Origin of the sequence: Pseudaminobacter soli (ex Li et al. 2025) (assembly GCF_029892515.1) — a bacterium.
Lineage (GTDB): Bacteria > Pseudomonadota > Alphaproteobacteria > Rhizobiales > Rhizobiaceae > Pseudaminobacter > Pseudaminobacter soli_A.
Genome location: NZ_JARXVF010000002.1, coordinates 611,254 through 629,846, shown reverse-complemented (window position 1 = coordinate 629,846; position 18,593 = coordinate 611,254). Strand labels below are relative to the sequence as shown.

Genomic DNA, 18,593 nt, shown 5'->3' with positions numbered 1-18,593 from the left:
CTTGGGAGCATCTCATTGACGATCGACATGCGGGCCCTCGAGAAATTGAAGCGCGTGATGGGTGGAGGTGATGACGACCTCCGTGAACTCATTGAATCCTTTCTGGAGGAAGCGCCCGTTCTGGTCGCTGCCCTGGAGCGCGCTTACGCCGAGTCAGACCTTGCCGGCGCACGCCGTGCTGCGCATTCCCTGAAATCGAACGCCCGCGACATGGGGGCATCGGAACTCGGCGAGACCTGCGCACGCATCGAGGGGTGCTATGTCGCCGGCAGTCCGCCGGCCGTCGACGATATCGGCCAGGTGAGGGCGCTCCATGCCCAGGCGGCCACGGAACTGTCTGCCTTGCTGCAGCAGGGGGCATGAGTATGAACGAGAGCGGCAGAATTCTCATCGTCGACGATTCGAAAATGGTTCGGCTGAAGTTGCAAAAGGCAGTCGAAGCGCTGGGCCACCAGGCGGTCGCGGTCGAAAGCGGCCAGCAGGCTCTGGAATATGTTGCCGAGAACCGTGTTGACGTCGTCCTGCTCGACATTGTTATGCCGGAGATGGACGGTTACGCCGTCCTGCGAGTTTTGAAATCGTCACGGGACTCGCGCGACCTACCGGTGATCGTCATTTCCGCCTTGGATGAGGAGATGTCGAGCGTCGTCAAGGCGATAGAACTGGGCGCGGAGGATTTCCTGCCGAAGGATTTCGAATCTGCCTTGCTGGAAGCGCGTGTCAGCACATGCCTCGAGAAGAAGAGACTGAGGGACATCGAGCGCGAATATCTCCGGCAGGTCGCGCGCCTGACGAAAGTCGCGACTGCGCTGGAAACCGGTCACTTCAATCCTTCGCGGCTCGGGCTCAATGATGTGGCTAGCCGATCAGACGGCTTGGGGCGCCTGGCAAAGGTCTTCTCCACCATGGCGCAGAAGGTCTATGAGCGCGAACGCAAGATGCGCCAGAATATCCGGACGTTCCGCGGCGGATTGTTGCTTCTCGCATGCGGTGCGCTCTTCGGTCTGATCGTGCCGCTATCGAAGATGGCGTCAAACATTGTGATCCATCCTATCGGGCTCGCGTTTCTGGTCGATACCTTAGGCGCGCTGATCTGTCTCCTGATATCGATGCGGCGCGGGACATTGCCGAAACTGAGCGACTTCGGCCGCGCCGAATGGACGTATGTATTTACCTTCGCCTTCATCAGTTCGGTGATCAACCAGGTCCTGGTTTATTGGATGGCGAGTAAACTGCCCGCCTTCATCGTGGCTATTGTGATCGTACTGGAAGGTTTCATGGTCTTCCTGTTCGCAGCGGTCATGAGGATAGAATCGCCCAGCCTGAAACGCTTCCTTGGCCTCGCGCTGGGACTGGCCGGTGTGACCGTCATTGTCATTTACGGCGAAACCGATGCCGGGTCGGGTGAAAACACCTGGGCATGGATGGCGCTCGTTCTGGCCATACCCATCACCTTTGGTCTGGAAGACCTCTACATTTCGGAAAAGCGGCCTACACACATCGACAGTATAGCGATCTATGGTGTGTCACTGGTGGCGTCGATGGCGATGCTGTTCGTCATTGCGCTAGCAACGGGCGATTTGATCCCGTTAGCTCTCCTGAACGGAAGACTCGGGGCTTTGGTCGTCTTGATGGCGCTCGCGGGGACAATGGCGATGATCCTGTTCATTTACCTGATCCAGACGACCGGCGCGGTCTTCGCCAGCCAAAATGCCTATGCGGTGACCGCTGCCGGCATTGGCTGGAGCATTGTCCTGCTGGGCGAATACATTTCCCTCTGGACGTGGGCGGCGCTGGGTTTGATCATTGTCGGGCTAATCATGGTCGAGCCGAAAAGCGAGGCCGAGGAAGAACCGCCGCTGCTCGACACGATTGCCGATGACTTTGGCACATAGAACTGCCCGTCCATGGATTGTGAGAGGCAATTCAGAGCACTAAGTTGAAAGGCCCAAACTTGCGAACAAGTTGGTGGATATCGTGTGATCGAAGGTAATGGAGCGGCGGGCAAGATGGGGTAGGGCCTGTAGCGCCTGCACGAGGCCGTCCATAACGGGCCGGGACTGCCTATCGTTGTTGCGCAGGAAGATGGCAAAGCGACTAACCCGCTCGACCAGTGAGATCACATAACCATGCATGATCCGGTCGATCACCGACTGGCGGACATGCGAGAAGCGCGCGAGCTTTCGTAGTTTGGCGCGCCGCTCGCAGGCCATGCCATGCGCCGCCACGCAGTAGTAGCCGGTGATATCCGGAACGACCGCGTCGATGAACATATTGCGTTTGATCTCACGAAAGATCGTCGAACGATGCCGGCCGAGCTTCTCGGCGATAATCTCAACACTCAGACCAGCCATCCGCCAACGCGTGATCTTGCGCCGTTCATCCAGATCAATATGCGAGTAGGTGCGTCTCATTGCATCTTCCTTGCGAGTGATAACCCATTGGTATCATTCGCAAGTCGCACTTCATCCTTGAACCCACCCACCAATATCCAATGTGGCGGCCAGGTTGAACTGTCCGCGCTGGCGCAAAGTCAAAATGTCCCTTTGGTCCGCCACTCGGCACGACGACCAGCCCCGATCTGACCGGCTGGTCCGGGTTGCAAGGGCAGATCGGGGCGGGTGAAGGGCACCCATCGGCGTTAGCTTTGAGGGTTTCAATCTTCGCGCTCCTGGGGAATGATCTGAATCGGATCGACACTCCGGTTGGTTCTGCCAGGATCACCTAATGCTTCCACAAATTGAGCTGCTTGCCGACGTCGATGTACTGGCCCTATCGCCGCTGGTTCGCGGCATGGCCATGACTGTTTCCTACGCCGATAGCCAAGGAGGCATCGGTCTGACCGCATCGGGGGCGATGAACCGCAAGTTCGTGGACTGGGCCGCTGTTCACTTCGATTGGCCCGGCCACACGTCGGACGACCTATACAGCGTCAACAAGGTTCTCAACGAAGCCGACATGCCGCCGCTTTTGGCAGTCCGTGACATGCTCAAGCACTTACGGCTTCTGCGGCGGCGAAAAGACGTACTGCTACCAACCCAACGCGGCCGAGACTTTCTGGCGCGACCGCAGGCCTTCTTCGATCTGATCGCGACGGATTATCTTTATGCTTATATCCATCACGGGCAGACGCAGGCGGCTGTCCGTGATCGGATGCGTTGGTGGCACGTCTTTCTCAATCTTATCAATATGAAAGCAAAAACGGGTTGTTCGCCGAACGACTTGGTGAACGAGCTGTTCCCGAGCGAGTCGTACCCGGCGCCAGCAGAAATGACTGTCGAAGCCTGGGCGGAAAGGTCGGCGCTCCGCTACGATATCATTCGCCCGCTGTGCTGGCTGGGATTGCTGCACGAAGAGCGCGAGGGACTGACCATTTGGCAGGATGGAACCTACCACAAGACACCGTTGTGGGCTGCCTGTTTAAAGCTGGACTCCGACATGCAAGCCGAACTCAATCTCCATTGAACTGTGCCGGGTAGGGTTGTCCTAGCTCCACCGCACGTTGCTGGGAAAGCGCCTGATGACGTCGGGCGATCATGGCCGGATCGTTGATGAAATCCGTCCGTTTGCCCGGCTTGCGACCCCGCGGCGTGTAGCCGTTCTTGTCGCTGTTGGTCTTGACCCTCGGCGACGGCGACTGATCCTGCCGCTCCTTGATATAGGCTAGCACATCGGAAAGCCGCTTGTTCTCGGTGATCGCCGCATGCGTCACCCGCTGCTGATCCTTGTCGAACACCCGGTAGGGCAGGGAATGGCCCTTCCAGCGCACGTCGAGCCGGCCGTCGGCAAAAGCGTAGGTCTCGACATAGCAGCCGACCAGCCCACGCGTCACCTCGTTCTCTTCCAGCATGATCCGCTGGCGCTCGAACGAAAACGTCAGTTGCGCGCCGACATAACGCTGCTCACGTTTGCACAGGACGTCGCGCAGCCGATCCGGGGCAAGATTCAGCGACCGATGCAGATCATCAGGGCGGGCAGGGGGAATGGCAAACTGCCGGTTATAGCGCTCCATGAACCGAGGCAGGAAAGCGTTGCCGTCATCCATGCCGCAGATGCCCGCCAAGCGCAGATCCTTAATCAACCGATCCTGTAGCGTCCGGTTCATCCGCTCAACTCGGCCCTTCGCCTGGCTCGAGTTTGCGCAAAGAATCTCGATGTTTAGCTCTGAAAGCGCACGCCCGAACTGGGTCATGCCCTGGCCGCCCTTGGCGTCTTTCTTCGCCACCCGGAACACCGAATGCTTGTCGGAATAGAAGGCGACCGGAGCACCATGCGCCTTGAGATAGAGCTCCAGCGCCTCGAAATACGTAAACGCACTTTCCGAGCGTACGAAGCGCAACTGCATCAGCTTGCCGGTCGCATCGTCGATGAACACCAGCAGCGAACATGGGGCACCGCGATCCTCGAACCAGCGATGCTCGGAACCGTCGATCTGCACCAGCTCGCCATAGGCTTCTCGGCGCAGCGGCGCTGCTTGCGCGACAGCCACAGTCCAGCCTCCGCCATCCATTTGCGCAAGGTCTCGCGCGACACCGTCAGGCCGTCGCGCTCGGCCAGCTTCTCGGCGGCCAGCGTCGGACCGAAATCCGTATAGCGCTCGCGCACGATCGCTACAGCATAGTCGCGCACGCCGTCGCTGATCCGGTTGTTCGACGGTCGGTCGATCGCTCTGTGCCGGATCGATGCAGCACCATCCGTCCGGATCCGCTCCAAGAGCCGGCGAACCTGGCGCGTGCTTAAGCCCAGCACATGCGCCGCCGAAACGATCGTCATCCGGTCGTCGACGACCCTCGACAAAACCTCAATCCGCTGTAGGTCGCGCTCGCTCATCGCAATCAGTCCCATCCGCAATCTCTCCCACGTCATCAAAACGCGGGGAGAGTGACATTCTTACTTTGCAGGATCAGGACACTTTAACTTTGCGGCTACATCCAAAAGTCGCATAACATAGCTTATGGAACTTATAGTCGTGCCACGGTGGGGCAGCTCGGTGCTTTCGCTCAATGAGCCGATTTCATTTCCTCTGAATTTGCTAGTCAATCCCCACGTCGTACCTGATCGACGTCTTCGGGTTTCACGTCTGGCTGTTTGCCGCCCCATACTGCTCGCATCCAGTTGGCCAGGTCAGCAAGCTGTTGGTTGTTGAGCTCATCCTTGAAGGCGGGCATCGATTGCATGCGCTCGAGCCCCGGAAAATGCTGGGCGGGAATGCCGTGGAGCACGGCATGGACCAGGTTGCGCGGGCTGGCGAGCCGAAGCGAGGCATTGGTGGCCAGCGGCACCACCACATGCGGGATCCCCTCGCCATCCACGCCATGGCAACCCGAGCACAGGTTGAGGTAGGTGCCGCGTGCGGATTCCGCGAGGTCGTGTGCAACCTCGACCGGCTTGGGAGGCGCCGGCGGGGTGGATTGCTTCGGCAAGCCATCCAAGTCGAACAGGTAGGCCGACAGCGCCGCAAGATCGTCGTCAGTCATGTATTGCGTCGAAAAATGGACCACGTCGAACATCTGGCCTGTCATCGCTCCTTGAGCAGACAGGCCAGACTTCATGAAGACAGACAGAATATGCGGGTCGAAGCCCATCTGCGCGAGCCCCTCCTTGGTGATGTCGGGCGCAAGAACGCCCTCCAGCACCGAACCCTGGAGATATTCGCTCTGCTTCATCCCCTGCATCAGATTGCGGGGCGTATGGCAATCGCCGCAATGGGCGAGCGCGTCGACCAGATAGCGTCCGCGGTTCCAAGTTTCCGAGCGAGCCGGATCGGAAGCCAGCGTACCGCCCGGAAGGTTTACGAAATTCCAGAAGGTCAGGACTTGCCGGATGTTGAAGGGAAACCGCAGATCGTTCTTCTTGTTTTCCACATTCATCGGCTCGCGGCTCATAAGGTAGGCGTAGACCGCATCCACGTCTTCCGGAGTCATCTTGCGATAGGATTCGTAAGGCATGGCCGGATAGAGATGGACGCCGCCCTTGCCTATCCCGTCGCGCATCGCCCGGTGGAATTCGGCGCGGGTCCAATTGCCGATGCCGTGCTCCTTGTCCGGAGAAATGTTGGTCGAATAAATGGTGCCGAACGGGGTCTCGAACGCAAAGCCGCCCGCCCATGGTGCGCCGTCCTTGGCGGTATGGCACGCATAGCAATCAGCGGCCACGGCGACATAGGCGCCCCTTTTGGCCAATGTCTTCATCTGGTCCGCCGACAGCGGCTGATCGATATCCTTGGCCACTGCGGTTCTCTCGAAAAGGCCGGCAAAGACGCCGAGTGCAAACAGGGCGAGACATCCGATAATTCCAACCCCGATCCAGAGCAGCGTCCGTATTTTCATGGCGTTCAGGCTTTCACCAGACCGGGAGTGTTCAAGGCGAGATCACGGACCGCCTCGTAATATCGGACGTAGCCCGTGCAGCGACAGATATGCTTGTTCAACGCGTCGGTAATGGTCTTTTCGAGGTCGGCCCGCGCGACCGGATTGCGCTTCAACTGATCCATGAGAACGGTCGCGCCGGTGGCGAAGCCGGGCGTGCAATAGCCGCACTGGAACGCAAAATGCTCGATGAAGGCCTGCTGAACCGGCGACAGCCCGACGATGGCGCCGGAGGCATCACGCTTGGCATGGCCTTCGACCGTTCGCACTTTCTTGCCGGCAAACCAATGCGCGCCAGTGATGCAGGTGCGCGCCTCCTGAAGCGTGCCGTCGTCATGCTCGACCACCACGCTGCAGGCGTTGCAAATGCCCTGCCCGCAGCCCATGCGCGCGCCGGTGAGGTTGAGATATTCATGCAGGAAATCCAGCATCATCATGGTTTCCGGCACGTCCATCGCGTCGATGGTCTTGTCGTTGACGGTTAAGGACAGTTTCTTCGAGGCGAGCGTCATGTCAGCGCCTCCCGTATTTTCTCAGGGGTGATTGGCAGTTCGTAGAAGCGCTTGCCGATGGCGTGGGTGATCGCGTTCGCGATTGCCGGCACGATGGCTATCATGACCACTTCGGCCAGGCCTTTGGGCGCGTCGGTGCTCGAAAGCGGCGGCAGGACCTCGGCAGTCTGCGACCAGACGGCCACATCCCGCGCGCGCGGAAGCTCGTAGCGGTTCCAGTTCCAGGTGCCGTCGCCGGGACCGTCCTCATAGAGCGGCAGATACTCCTTCAGGGCATGGCCGATACCCATGGCGATACCGCCCTGGATTTGTCCCGACACGAGTTCTGGCACCACCTGCGTTCCACATTCGGTGATCGAGTGGTGCGAAAGCAGCGTCACCTCGCCCGTTCCTATGTCGACGAGGATCTCGGCAAACGTTGCCATCGGCGCATAGTAGGTGACGCCCGCATTGTTGCGCTGGACGGGCGGATAGGTAACGGCGGCGCGGTTCAGGAATTGCCATCCATCCAGCGTCATCAGCGCCTTTTTGTCGGCGGGTGCGCCGTCGCCATATTTCAGGGCAAGCGCATCAATCGCCATCTTCCGGTGCCCTACCCCCGGTATGTCGAATTCGGCTTCCGTCCATTGCCAACGGTTGAAGGTGTGGACCGTAACCCCAGTTATGAGCCCAAGGCGATGCGCCTCCGCCGCCACATCGGCAAGGGATAGGGACGGCATGCCGCCGGCATTTACGATACCGTTTGCGAGACTAAGCTCGTCAGGCCGCACGCTGTAGGGCGCGAGCGCGCCGCCGCCGATCCCGCGCGACCAGACCGACTGCGCCGCCGGCCAGATCGACAGTTCGACCAGTGCGCGCGCGGCTTCGCGCGTTGCGTGGCCGAGATAGTAAACGCTGTTGGTGGCGCTCATCGGCGAAGTGATGCGCGGCGTCCAGCGCGGGTTCTGCTTGCGCTGGTCTTCGTCGGCCTGGGAAAGCGTATATGGCTCGTCCGTGGATTCGAGCGGCATTTGCGGCCACAGGACCTTGCCATATTCGGTTTCGTCCGGCACCCGGCCGAGAATGTCGCCGACCATGATCGCCTGCGAGGTTGTGGTGCCCGTGCCGATCTCGTGCGCGACGTGGGCAAGCCTGATGCGACCCTTGGCATCGAACTCGACCGTTGCGAGAGCAGCTTCGGCGCCAGTCCCGTAGTCCTTGTGCACATGACCAAAGCCGACCCCGTATTTCTTGCCGGGATTGGCGGCATCGAAGCTTGCCTTCTTCTCAGTGCGCTGAACCCACAGCGGGTGCTGGCTCGCTTTCCGCAAAATCTCCTCGTTGCGCAGGGCGCCGGCAGGGATCGCGCCTTGCGAATTCTTCATGCCCGACTTGAGGACGTTCTTAAGCCTGAGGTCGATAGCATCCACGCCGAGCAGCTCGGCTGCTTCGTCAACCATCATCTCGGTCGCCGACATGGACTGCAAAGTGCCGTAGCCGCGGGTCGAGCCGGCATCGACTGCCCTTGACGCCAAGGCAGCGGCCGAGAAATCGCTCTTGGGCAAATAGTAGATCGATTGCGCCGCCGTGGCGCCCACCATAGCAACGGAGAACGAGTAGTTGGCCCGACCACCGCCATCGTTCTTGAAGTGGCCGGTCATGGCGCGGAACTGGCCGGTTGCGCGGTCGATGACCAGCGTGTTGTCCATCCAGAAGGCGTGGCGTTTCAATCCCAGCTGGAACTGCTCGTAGCGATCATTGGCAAGCCGGACCGGCCGGCCATCGCCATAAAGCCCCGCCACGACGCAGTAGAACGGCAAGATCGCATGGTCCTTGGTGCCGTAGCCGACGGTATAGCCGACCTTGAGGTCGACATTCTTGAGCGGAAATTTCGATTTCGAGACCAGTATCGCCGTGACTTCGGCCACTTCGTAGGGCGACTGCGTGGCGATCATCGCATGCAGCGTTCCGCTGGACGGGTCATACCAGACGTTGCCATTGTCCGCTTCCATGGCCGATGCATCTACCGATTGCGAAAAATAGCTGCGCCGAAGCACGAGCGCATCGCCGGCGCCATCGATTTCCTTCTTGATTTCATCGGCTGCGGCCATGCCGCGCGCGACCGGATCGCCCTCCCCTGCGGCCGGCCAGGTCGGCTCGTTGCCGGAAAAGCCGCCATAGATCACGGCATCCTTCAGCGGCGAATAGAGGTCCTCGGCACTCGGATCGCTGCCGCCGATGCGCACATAGCGGGCAGCGCCATAGTTGGCGGGATGGCTGTAGGGCGCCTTTTCTCCGTAACGCACAACACTGTCGTTGAAACGCACCAGGCGCTTGGCCGCATCGAAGCGGGCGAAGTCGCGATAGATGAGCAGCGCCACCGGCTGGCCGAGTAACCGTGCTGTCTGCCCCTTCGGCACCAGGAACACGTCACCATAGAAGCCGAGGACCGGGATAACGATCCCGTCAGCGACCAGGTCTTCATGCAATAGAACCCGATCGGGCTTCAGGTCGTCTCCGAGTATGCTGAGGTCGATGCCTTCGAAAACCTGGTCCGCTTTCGTGGCGTGGATGAGAAAGGCGTGCGACTGCTCCTTTGGCCAGCCGGGGAGATCGCTCGCCCGATAGTCGCGGCTGAAAGTCTTCTGGCCGGTGACCTTGGCGATGGCGTCCAGGCGGTATCTCGGTTTGCCGTCGGCATTGAGCCAGTCGGGTCCTGGAAGGGGCGGTGTTTCGATCAGCTGGGCACGCGCGGAGGGCAAAAGGAAAGACACCTTGATCGCGACCCCTGCGGCGATACTCGCCTTCAGGAAATCCCTGCGAGAAAACCTCGCGTTCATCGTCTTACTCCCGCGTGGCAGCAGCCCGCCAATGCCTTGGCGCCGCCTGGGCATTAAACGATTCAATTCACATTCAGTTGCACCAGCGCCTGATGTCGTCGACGCCTATCGTTGGTCGGCCGCGTGGGCCTGACCGAGGACGTCAAGTAAGGACACGGCTGCTAGGGGTTCGTCCAAGCGCAAAAAAGTAGTTCGCCAATGGTCTGCAGGCAGCCACAATTGTTGTATCAACAGTGCGAATCTTACGCGCAGATACATTGAGAGGAGATCATGCCCCCCGGCGATGGCAGTAGCAGTTGGACCGACATACTCGGAATCCTGTCGGTCCTTGTTCTCGTTGCGGCAAACGGGTTCTTCGTTGCAGCAGAATTTTCACTTGTGGCGGTTCGCCGCAGTCGTGTCGCTGAGCTCGTCGCCGCGGGCCGGATGAATGCCAATGTGCTTCAGCGGGCAGTCGATAATCTCGACGCCAATCTCGCCGCCACGCAGCTTGGCATCACGATCTCGTCGCTTGCACTGGGCTGGATCGGTGAGCCGGCCCTCGCGCATCTGATCGAACCGCTTCTAAGCGCGCTGCCGGCAACCGTGGCCACGGTGAGCGCACACACGATCGCGATCGCGATATCCTTTGTCATCATCACGGCACTGCATATCGTGCTCGGCGAGCTTGCCCCCAAAAGCCTGGCACTCCAGCGCAGTGAAGGTACCGCTCTCTGGATTGTCCGGCCACTGGGACTCTTTTTGTTCTTGCTCCGCCCGGCAATCGTGATGCTCAACGGGCTCGGTAATCTGGTCTTGCGTCTCTGCGGTCTACGCCCGGGCAGCGGTGAAGATGCGCTGCATTCGCCGGCCGAACTGAAGCTGCTCGTGGCAGCCAGCCAGGAGGCCGGTTTGCTGCAGCATGCGCAGCAGGAAGTCGTCGATCGTGTGCTGACGATCGGCGACCGGCGTATTTCCGACATCATGACGCCGCGGCGCGATATCGACTGGATTGATGCCGACGATCCACAGGAGGAAATTCTACGAACGGTTCGCAAGTGTCGGCACGAACAGCTACTGGTTGGACGCGGTGATATCGACGCCCCGATCGGCATGATCTTCAAGAAGGATCTTCTCGATCAGCATCTCGATGGAAAGCCCCTCGACCCGTTGGCAGTCATGAGAGAGCCCCTTCTACTGCATGAGGCCATGCCAATCTTTCGAGTGCTAGATCGGTTCAAGAAGGCTCCGGTACGCCTGGCGATCGTGGTTGACGAGTATGGCAGCCTTGAAGGCATCGTCACGCAGACGGACCTTCTCGAAGCCATTGCGGGCGACCTGCCGGACGAGGAAGGCGAAGAGCCCGACATCGTCGAACGAGACGATGGTTCCTTGTTGATCGATGGCATGATGCCGGTCCACGACGCTTTCAATCGGCTCAGCCTGCGTGCAGGACCCGATGACGACTTCCATACAATCGCGGGCTTTGCTCTGTCCCAGCTTGGACATATTCCTGAAGTCGGCGAGGGCTTTGATCACCATGGCTGGCGGTTCGAGATCATCGACATGGATGGGAGGCGGATCGACAAGCTGCTCGTACAGGGTTTGACAGCCGCTTGAAGCATGGTCCGGCGTTCGGTGATATGTGGAGATGCCGACGCCGTGACCCATTCCCTAATGTTCACTTTGCCGGCTCTAGAATTCTACTGGATCCCGGATGATCGGGCATGTCATGCAGTGGCCGCCTCCACGGCCGCGGCCGAGCTCCGCACCCGCAATAGTGATGACTTCGATACCCGCTTTGCGCAACAAAGTGTTGGCGTACGTGTTGCGATCATATGCGTAGACCACACCCGGCGAGGCGCAAACCAGGTTGGCGCCGCTGTCCCATTGCGTTCGCTCGCGCGTATAGTCATTGCCGCCGGTTTCGACCACGCGCAGCTTCTTCTGGCCCAGTGCGTCACGCACCGTTTCTATGAAGTTGCTCTTGTCCTTGTGAAGTTCGACGCCACCCTTGCCGTCTGGGCGGTAGGAGAAGGCGTCGATGCCGTTCACGATATCCGGATAGATCAGCACGCAGTCGCGATCGGCGAAAGTAAACACCGTGTCGAGATGCATTGCGGCGCGTAGTTTTGGCATCGCTGCAACGATGACCCGCTCGGCGGCGCGCTTTTCGAAAAGAACAGCAGCAACCTGACTGATCGCCTGTCGCGAGGTGCGCTCGCTCATGCCAATGAGGACGTTGCCCTTCCCGATCGGCATGACGTCGCCCCCCTCGAAGGTTGCGAGCCCCCAGTCCTTGGTCGGATCACCCCACCAGACGTTGACCTTGCCGGCGAAGTCCGGATGGAACTTGTAGATCGCGGTCGCGAGGATGGTCTCCTCGTGCCGCGCGGGCCAGTACAGCGCATTGAGCGTGACCCCGCCATAGATCCAGCAGGTCGTATCTCGGGTGTAGAGCGTGTTGGGTAGCGGAGGCAGCAGATATTCGTTGACGCCAGCCGCATCGCGGATCAACGCCAGTTGCTCGCCGCCTATACGCTCGGGAAATTCATAGGTCGAAAGCCCGCCGATCAGTGTTTCGGCCAGTTCACGGTTCGGCAGGCCTTCAAGGTAGGAGCGAACTTCGTTGAGAAGGCCCAGACCGATCTGGTTCGGAACGACCTGGTTGTCGAGGATCCATTTCCTGGCTTCGGCAATCGCAACCGTCTCGGTGAGCAGATTGTGCATCTCGACGACCTCGATTCCGCGATCACGCATCTTGGTCATGAAGTCGAAATGGTCGCGCTTGGCGACTTCGACCCACAGCACGTCGTCGAACAAAAGGGCATCGCAATTGCTTGGGGTCAGGCGCTGATGGGCACGGCCTGGCGCGCAGACCATGACCTTCCGCAATTGACCGACCTCGGAATGGACGCCCAGGACCTTAGAGGAATTTGCAGCAGACATGCGGGACCTCCGCTTTTAGATGGATATGTATCCACTCACCAGTCCGACCAGTGCCACCACCGCGCCGGCAACCGCGGCGAGGAACAAAATCCGCTCCATGGTTGTATCGAACATCCTCTTGCCCTGTTCGCGGCGCACCCAGAAATAGAGGGCAGTGCCCGGTGCGTAGAGCAGTGCGGCAAGCAGAACGAACTTCAAGCCGCCTGCCAGGATCATGAAAATCGTATACGCGCTTGCAATGCCGGCTATGAGCAGATCGCGCTTGCGATCCTGAGGTCTGACCTCGTAGCTCTCGCCACGTCGAGCGATCAGCACGCCATAAGCGGCAACCAGGAAATATGGGATCAGCGACATCGCACTGGTCAGGTTCAGCATCAAGGCGAAGGCGTCCTGAGACCAATAGGTGCTGATGACGAAGAGCTGGACGACGATATTGGTCAGCCAGAGAGCGGCTGCGGGAACTTTGTTGCGGTTTTCGGTCGCAAATATCCGGGGCATGTCATCGGTCTTGCTTGCGACGAACAACACTTCAGCGCAAATCAGCGACCAGGCGAGATAGGCGCCTAGCACAGAGATGATGACGCCGGCACTGATGAAGACGGCGCCCCAGTGTCCGACGGTGGCAGCCAGTACGCCGGCCATGGAAGGTTGGCCCATGCCGGCAATCTCGACCCGCGGCAGCACCGCATAGGGCAAAAGCGTCACCAACACCATCAGGCCAGTGACGCCCACGAAGCCGAGGATGGTAGCCGTTCCGATATCGGACCTCTTCGCCGCATATCGGGAATACATGCTTGCGCCTTCGATGCCGAGGAAAACGAAGACGGTCACCAGCATCGTTGCTCGCACCTGATGGAAAAGGCTGGCTTCGGGCATACCTTCGCCGCCCCAGAAATTGGCTCGAAAGAGGTCGACCTTGAAAGCGACCGCAAGCAACAAAATGAAGACCACGATTGGCACAATCTTGGCAATCGTGACCACGGTGTTGATTGAGGCTGCCTGCCTCACGCCTCTTAATATCATGAAGTGAAACAGCCAGATGCCGATAGATGCGGCGATTATGGCGATCGGAGTATTGCCGTCACCAAAGACAGGAAAGAAACGTCCCAGGGTAGACTTGATTAGCACCCAGTAAGAGACGTTGCCTATGCAACTGCCGATCCAGTAGCCGAAGGCCGACAGGAAGCCCGTATAATCGCCAAATCCCGCTTTGGCATAGGCGTAGACGCCGGCATCAAGGTCAGGCTTGCGTTCGGCCAGGGCTTGAAAGACCCGCGCCAACATATACATGCCTGTCCCGGCAATGGCCCAGGCGATGAGGGCACCAAAAGGTCCAGTCGCAGTACCGAAGGTTCGCGGCAGAGAGAATATACCCGCCCCAACCATCGATCCGACAACCATGCCCGTAAGTGCCAACAGCGACAGTTTTTGGGTGCCGTTGGAAGCCATTATGACCTCGACGCTGTTCCCACCGCTTCACGTAGAGATGGCAGGAAACGCGACGTGCACGATTTGGTTTCATGCTCGCGAGGCCGCCGGGTGAGACGTCGTTCCTCACCGGGCGGGCGCCGAATATAGAGCCCACGTTCAGAAATGCCCGTCACCTCAGGAGAAGATGGCGGGCAAATGCCTGGCGCGGCCGACCGTCATGCGGCAGCCGTCCTCTCGAATTTGGGCAAGCTGACGCCGCCCCGCGATTAATACCCATACCCCGGATAACAGACGCCATAATAGTTGTAGTAGTAGGGATCGCAGTACGAATACCCTAACGGCAGGCCGAAGCCAAAGAAGGCGCCGCCATCGTTGTCAAAGAAGAAGTTGTTGTTGCGGAACCGGCGTCCATGAATAAAGCGACGACCGTGGAAGTCGCCCATTCCGTGAAAGCCACCCATGCCATGGAAGCCACGGTCGAACCCGCGTAAGCCGCCCATGCCAGGGAAGCCGCCACCCATGCCGTGAAAGCCCCCCATGCCATGGAAGCCTCCAAAGCCGCCGCCAGGGAAGCCACCAAAGCCACCACCGCCATGGAAGCCGCCAAAGCCGCCGCCGCCATGCATCATGAAGCCGCCGCCGCCCATCCCGTGACCGCCGCCACCACCGCGAACGAGCTGCACGCCGCCGCCAGGATCACCAGGTTTGCGCACCAGGACGGCCGACTCAAACTTACCTTGGCAGGCTGCCGTGGTGCAGGACAAATTCCAGATCTGGCCGTCTGCAGTGGGCTTTGCGGAAAGCGAATGGGAGGCCTCGCCGGCCGCATTGACCGTCGGAGCAATGTCGGGAACGGCGCCGGGGATGCTCTCGGCAAAAGCGGGGGCGCTGTAGAGGGCTGCAATGCCCAGCAACCCTGAGAATGCGAGTGTTGAGAGAGTGTGTCTCATTGTCTTCTCCAAGGAAAGTCGTCCGTGGAGCTCAAGGCCTGCGATGATCGTAGGGGAATGGACCTCGATGCGATGATCGTGGGGGTTGGGCCTCAATCGGACCTCCCAGATAAACGCAAAGCGGGCGGAAAAATTCCACGGAACCGGACGTTTTCTAGGGCCCTCACGTCGAAGTGACCTCCGACCGCGAAACCGAGGCTGGGCGATGAGGTGGCGATTGCTCATTAGCCGGAAAGCAAAGCGAAATTCCCAGTCGAGTCTAGGCACCGCACGAATGGCTGCCTCGGTGCAAGCGAGGAATCTATGAACGCGACGGTTGATACATAAAATGATCGACCATCTAATTCTTGACGCTAATTGTTCACGGAGCTACCAAATATAGCGTCATGGTTCTTCCGAGTCGGTTCGGCTCGGGAGCTAAGAGGGAAGCCGGTGCCCTGTACAAGGAAAGCCGGCGCTGCCCCCGCAACTGTAAACGGCGAGTCGCTGTCGCTTATGTGTCACTGGTGCTTGGGCGCCGGGAAGGCCAGACAGCGGCGATGATCCGTGAGCCAGGAGACCTGCCCTGACGATGCACGAAACTTGGGCGGGGTGTCCTGGCGGTGCGCTTGACTCGTTCGCGCCTTGCATGGTCGCGTTCGGCATGCGTTTCCGGTCGCCCCCGCTCTCAACGCCGCGGGGAAAAGATGTCGGCCACCACTGCACTCCATACGAACGGGACACTTCAGGGTCCCATCCCTCTTAAAGACGAAGAACGCGTAGCGACCGAGCCCGGATACCGCGTCATCCGCAGGAACGGTTCGGTGACGCCGTTCGATGCGACGAAGATCGCCGTCGCGCTGACCAAGGCGTTTCTCGCGGTCGAGGGTTCTGTGGCGGCTGGCTCGCGGCGTGTTCACGACCTTGTCGAGGGGCTGACTGAGCAGATTGTGTCCAATCTGACGCGCCGCGTCGGCGAAGGCCGCACCTTCCACATCGAAGCCGTGCAGGATCAGGTGGAACTCGCGCTCATGCGCGGGGAACATCACAAGGTGGCGCGTGCTTATGTTCTCTATCGTGAGGAGCGTGCACGAGAGCGGACCTCAGCCGAAGCAACGGATTCAAAGCGCACGATTTCTGCGCTGAACGTGAAAATGGATGACGGGAGCCTCGTGCCGCTTGATGAGGCCCGTCTTGCTAGGATCGTGAACGAAGCTTGCGAAGGCCTGAGCGATGTCGCGGCGGCGCCGATCCTAATCGAGGCGAAGCGCAACGTTTACGACGGCATTACCTTGGACGAGCTATCTTTGGCACCTATTCTCGCCGCGCGCACTCTGGTCGAGCAGGAGCCGAAGTACGCCTTCGTCTCGGCCCGGCTGCTGCTCGACCGGCTGCGGCGCGAGGCGCTGACCTTTGTCTTCGGCCGGCCCGAACAGGCGACGCAGGCACAGATGGCGCAGCGCTATGCGTCCTATTTCCCCGAGTTCATCCGCACCGGTATCGAGGCCGATTTGATCGACCCCGAACTCGGTCGCTTCGATCTCGAAAAGCTCGGCGCAGCGTTGAAGCCCGGGCGCGACCTGCAATTCCAGTATCTCGGCCTGCAGACGCTCTACGACCGCTATTTCCTGCAGACGCGTGGCAAGCGCTTCGAGCTGCCTCAGACCTTCTTCATGCGGGTCGCGATGGGATTGGCGGTGCGCGAGATAGATCGCGAGGCCCGCGCCATCGAGTTCTACGATCTCCTCTCGTCCTTCGACTTCATGGCCTCGACGCCGACGCTGTTCAACTCGGGCACGCTTAGGCCGCAGCTTTCCTCCTGCTTCCTCACCACGGTCTCCGACGATCTCGAAGGCATCTTCAAGGCGATCAAGGACAATGCCCTGCTGGCCAAATATTCCGGCGGGCTTGGCAATGACTGGACGCCGGTGCGCGGCCTCGGCGCCCACATCAAGGGCACCAACGGCGAGAGCCAGGGCGTGGTGCCCTTCCTCAAGGTTGCGAACGACACGGCGATTGCCGTCAACCAGGGTGGCAAGCGCAAGGGTGCGGTCTGCGCCTATCTGGAAACCTGGCATGTCGACATCGAAGAATTCCTCGACCTGAGGAAGAACACGGGCGACGACCGCCGCCGCACCCACGATATGAACACGGCCAACTGGGTACCGGACCTGTTCATGGAGCGTGTGGAAGCCGACGGCGAATGGACGCTGTTCTCGCCCGACGAGGCGGCGGACCTGCACGATCTCTACGGGACTGCGTTCAAGACGGCCTATGAGGCCTATGAGGCGAAGGCCGCGACGGGTGGCTTGAAGGTCTTCCGTAAAGTCCGCGCAGTCGACCTGTGGCGCAAGATGCTGACCATGCTGTTCGAGACCGGGCACCCCTGGGTCACCTTCAAGGACCCGTGCAACATCCGCTCGCCCCAGGGCCATATCGGCGTCGTGCATTCGTCCAACCTGTGCACCGAAATCACGCTGAACACGTCGAAGGACGAAGTGGCAGTGTGCAATCTCGGCTCCGTTAATCTGGTCAATCACCTGACCGAGAAGGGGCTCGACCTCGACCGGCTGGCCAAGACTGTCGGCACGGCCATGCGCATGCTGGACAATGTCATCGACATCAACTTCTACACGATCCCCGAGGCTCGGCGCTCCAATCTGCGCCACCGTCCGGTCGGCCTCGGCATCATGGGCTTCCAGGACGCGCTGCAGGCATTGCGCATCGCTTACGCCTCGGAGGCTGCGCTGGAATTCGCCGACCGCAGCATGGAAGCGATCAGCTATCATGCCATTTCGGCTTCCGTCGATCTCGCCGCCGAACGTGGTCGCTATGCCAGCTTCGAAGGCTCTCTCTGGTCGAAGGGCATCCTGCCGATCGACTCCATCAAGCTGCTTGAAGACGCGCGTCCAGGTGTCCAGATGGACGGTGCTTCAACGCTCGACTGGGATGCCTTGCGCAAGCGCGTGAAGAAGACCGGCATGCGCAATTCCAACACTATGGCGATCGCGCCGACCGCAACCATATCCAACATCTGCGGCGTGTCGCAGTCGATCGAGCCGGCCTACCAGAACCTCTTCGTCAAATCGAATATGTCCGGCGACTTCACGGTGGTGAACGCGCAACTCGTGCACGATCTCAAGGCGCGAGGTCTTTGGGACGAGGTGATGGTCTCGGATCTCAAATATTTCGACGGATCGGTCGGCCAGATAGACCGCATCCCGGACGACCTCAAGGCTCTCTACGCCACGGCTTTCGAGATCGATTCCAGCTGGCTGATCGATGCAGCATCACGCAGGCAAAAATGGATCGACCAGGCGCAGTCGCTCAACCTCTACATCGCCAATCCGAGCGGCAGAAAGCTCGATGAACTTTACCGGCTGGCTTGGCGCAAGGGGCTGAAAACCACCTACTACCTGCGTTCGCGCTCGGCCACGCATGTCGAGAAGTCGACGCTAAAGGGCACGGACGGCAAGCTCAATGCGGTCTCGCCGGCAACCATCGCGGCCGCGCCGATCGTGGTCGATCCGGGTCAGGCCTGGGGCAAGGCCTGCGCCATCGACGATCCCGATTGCGAAGCGTGCCAGTGAGTAGAGAAGAAGGAGG

At 60.0% G+C, this 18,593-nt stretch carries 11 protein-coding genes, 2 pseudogenes and 1 riboswitch; of the genes and pseudogenes, 5 read left to right on the top strand and 8 right to left on the bottom strand.

Annotated elements, in window-relative coordinates; translation table 11 throughout:
* The first annotated feature begins 15 nt into the window (after positions 1-15).
* The gene (locus tag M2281_RS13750; RefSeq protein WP_280821704.1) at positions 16-363 is read left to right on the top strand and encodes an Hpt domain-containing protein; all 348 of its coding nucleotides are present in this window, start codon (positions 16-18) and stop codon (positions 361-363) included.
* Positions 364-365: 2 nt separating this feature from the next.
* Positions 366-1,895: a response regulator gene (locus M2281_RS13745; protein ID WP_280821703.1), complete on the top strand. Its 1,530-nt coding sequence runs from the start codon at positions 366-368 to the stop codon at positions 1,893-1,895.
* 87 nt (positions 1,896-1,982) lie between these two features.
* Here the strand turns inward: M2281_RS13745 and M2281_RS13740 are convergent.
* Positions 1,983-2,414 (bottom strand): annotated as a pseudogene (locus M2281_RS13740) (transposase); the annotation flags it as partial.
* A 313-nt stretch (positions 2,415-2,727) separates the two neighbouring features.
* Here M2281_RS13740 and M2281_RS13735 point away from each other — a divergent pair.
* A complete protein-coding gene (locus tag M2281_RS13735; RefSeq protein ID WP_280821702.1) occupies positions 2,728-3,465 on the top strand; it encodes a hypothetical protein in 738 nt (245 codons plus the stop codon).
* On the opposite strand, the pseudogene M2281_RS13730 reads toward M2281_RS13735, so the two are convergent.
* From M2281_RS13730 to M2281_RS13715, 4 genes and pseudogenes are all read right to left on the bottom strand, one after another.
* Positions 3,452-4,845, bottom strand: a pseudogene (locus tag M2281_RS13730) (ISNCY family transposase). The gene M2281_RS13735 and the pseudogene M2281_RS13730 overlap by 14 nt on opposite strands.
* Before the next feature lie 191 nt (positions 4,846-5,036).
* Positions 5,037-6,329 carry a c-type cytochrome gene (locus tag M2281_RS13725; protein ID WP_280821701.1) on the bottom strand — a complete coding sequence of 431 codons (1,293 nt, stop codon included), beginning with the start codon at positions 6,327-6,329 and terminating at the stop codon, positions 5,037-5,039.
* Positions 6,330-6,334: 5 nt separating this feature from the next.
* Entirely contained in the window at positions 6,335-6,880 is a 546-nt protein-coding gene (locus tag M2281_RS13720; protein WP_280821700.1) for a (2Fe-2S)-binding protein, read from the bottom strand.
* A complete protein-coding gene (locus tag M2281_RS13715) occupies positions 6,877-9,699 on the bottom strand; it encodes a xanthine dehydrogenase family protein molybdopterin-binding subunit (RefSeq protein WP_280821699.1) in 2,823 nt (940 codons plus the stop codon). Before M2281_RS13715 ends, M2281_RS13720 begins: the two co-directional genes overlap by 4 nt.
* 270 nt (positions 9,700-9,969) lie before the next feature.
* On the opposite strand from M2281_RS13715, the gene M2281_RS13710 reads away from it, so the two are divergent.
* Complete coding sequence (locus M2281_RS13710) at positions 9,970-11,298, top strand: hemolysin family protein (protein ID WP_280821698.1); 1,329 nt, start codon at positions 9,970-9,972, stop codon at positions 11,296-11,298.
* A 75-nt stretch (positions 11,299-11,373) separates the two neighbouring features.
* On the opposite strand, the gene M2281_RS13705 is transcribed toward M2281_RS13710, so the two are convergent.
* The 3 genes from M2281_RS13705 to M2281_RS13695 form a co-directional block, all read right to left on the bottom strand.
* Complete coding sequence (locus M2281_RS13705) at positions 11,374-12,627, bottom strand: arginine deiminase (RefSeq protein WP_280821697.1); 1,254 nt, start codon at positions 12,625-12,627, stop codon at positions 11,374-11,376.
* Between the two features lie 15 nt (positions 12,628-12,642).
* Positions 12,643-14,076 carry a basic amino acid/polyamine antiporter gene (locus M2281_RS13700; RefSeq protein ID WP_280821696.1) on the bottom strand — a complete coding sequence of 478 codons (1,434 nt, stop codon included), beginning with the start codon at positions 14,074-14,076 and terminating at the stop codon, positions 12,643-12,645.
* Positions 14,077-14,324: 248 nt separating this feature from the next.
* The gene (locus M2281_RS13695) at positions 14,325-15,020 is read right to left on the bottom strand and encodes a hypothetical protein (RefSeq protein WP_280821695.1); all 696 of its coding nucleotides are present in this window, start codon (positions 15,018-15,020) and stop codon (positions 14,325-14,327) included.
* A gap of 358 nt (positions 15,021-15,378) precedes the next feature.
* Positions 15,379-15,590, top strand: a riboswitch (cobalamin riboswitch).
* A 104-nt stretch (positions 15,591-15,694) separates the two neighbouring features.
* Between M2281_RS13695 and M2281_RS13690 the strand changes: the two genes are divergently transcribed.
* Positions 15,695-18,577 carry a ribonucleoside-diphosphate reductase subunit alpha gene (locus M2281_RS13690; protein WP_280821694.1) on the top strand — a complete coding sequence of 961 codons (2,883 nt, stop codon included), beginning with the start codon at positions 15,695-15,697 and terminating at the stop codon, positions 18,575-18,577.
* Positions 18,578-18,593 lie beyond the last annotated feature (16 nt).

Bases quoted from the DNA above. Each gene is read 5' to 3' on its own strand.
- M2281_RS13745 (WP_280821703.1), top strand. From the start codon at position 366: ATGAACGAGAGCGGCAGAATTCTCATCGTCGACGATTCGAAAATGGTT.
- M2281_RS13735 (WP_280821702.1), top strand. From the start codon at position 2,728: ATGCTTCCACAAATTGAGCTGCTTGCCGACGTCGATGTACTGGCCCTA.
- M2281_RS13725 (WP_280821701.1), bottom strand. From the start codon at position 6,329: ATGAAAATACGGACGCTGCTCTGGATCGGGGTTGGAATTATCGGATGT.
- M2281_RS13720 (WP_280821700.1), bottom strand. From the start codon at position 6,880: ATGACGCTCGCCTCGAAGAAACTGTCCTTAACCGTCAACGACAAGACC.
- M2281_RS13715 (WP_280821699.1), bottom strand. From the start codon at position 9,699: ATGAACGCGAGGTTTTCTCGCAGGGATTTCCTGAAGGCGAGTATCGCC.
- M2281_RS13710 (WP_280821698.1), top strand. From the start codon at position 9,970: ATGCCCCCCGGCGATGGCAGTAGCAGTTGGACCGACATACTCGGAATC.
- M2281_RS13705 (WP_280821697.1), bottom strand. From the start codon at position 12,627: ATGTCTGCTGCAAATTCCTCTAAGGTCCTGGGCGTCCATTCCGAGGTC.
- M2281_RS13700 (WP_280821696.1), bottom strand. From the start codon at position 14,076: ATGGCTTCCAACGGCACCCAAAAACTGTCGCTGTTGGCACTTACGGGC.
- M2281_RS13690 (WP_280821694.1), top strand. From the start codon at position 15,695: ATGTCGGCCACCACTGCACTCCATACGAACGGGACACTTCAGGGTCCC.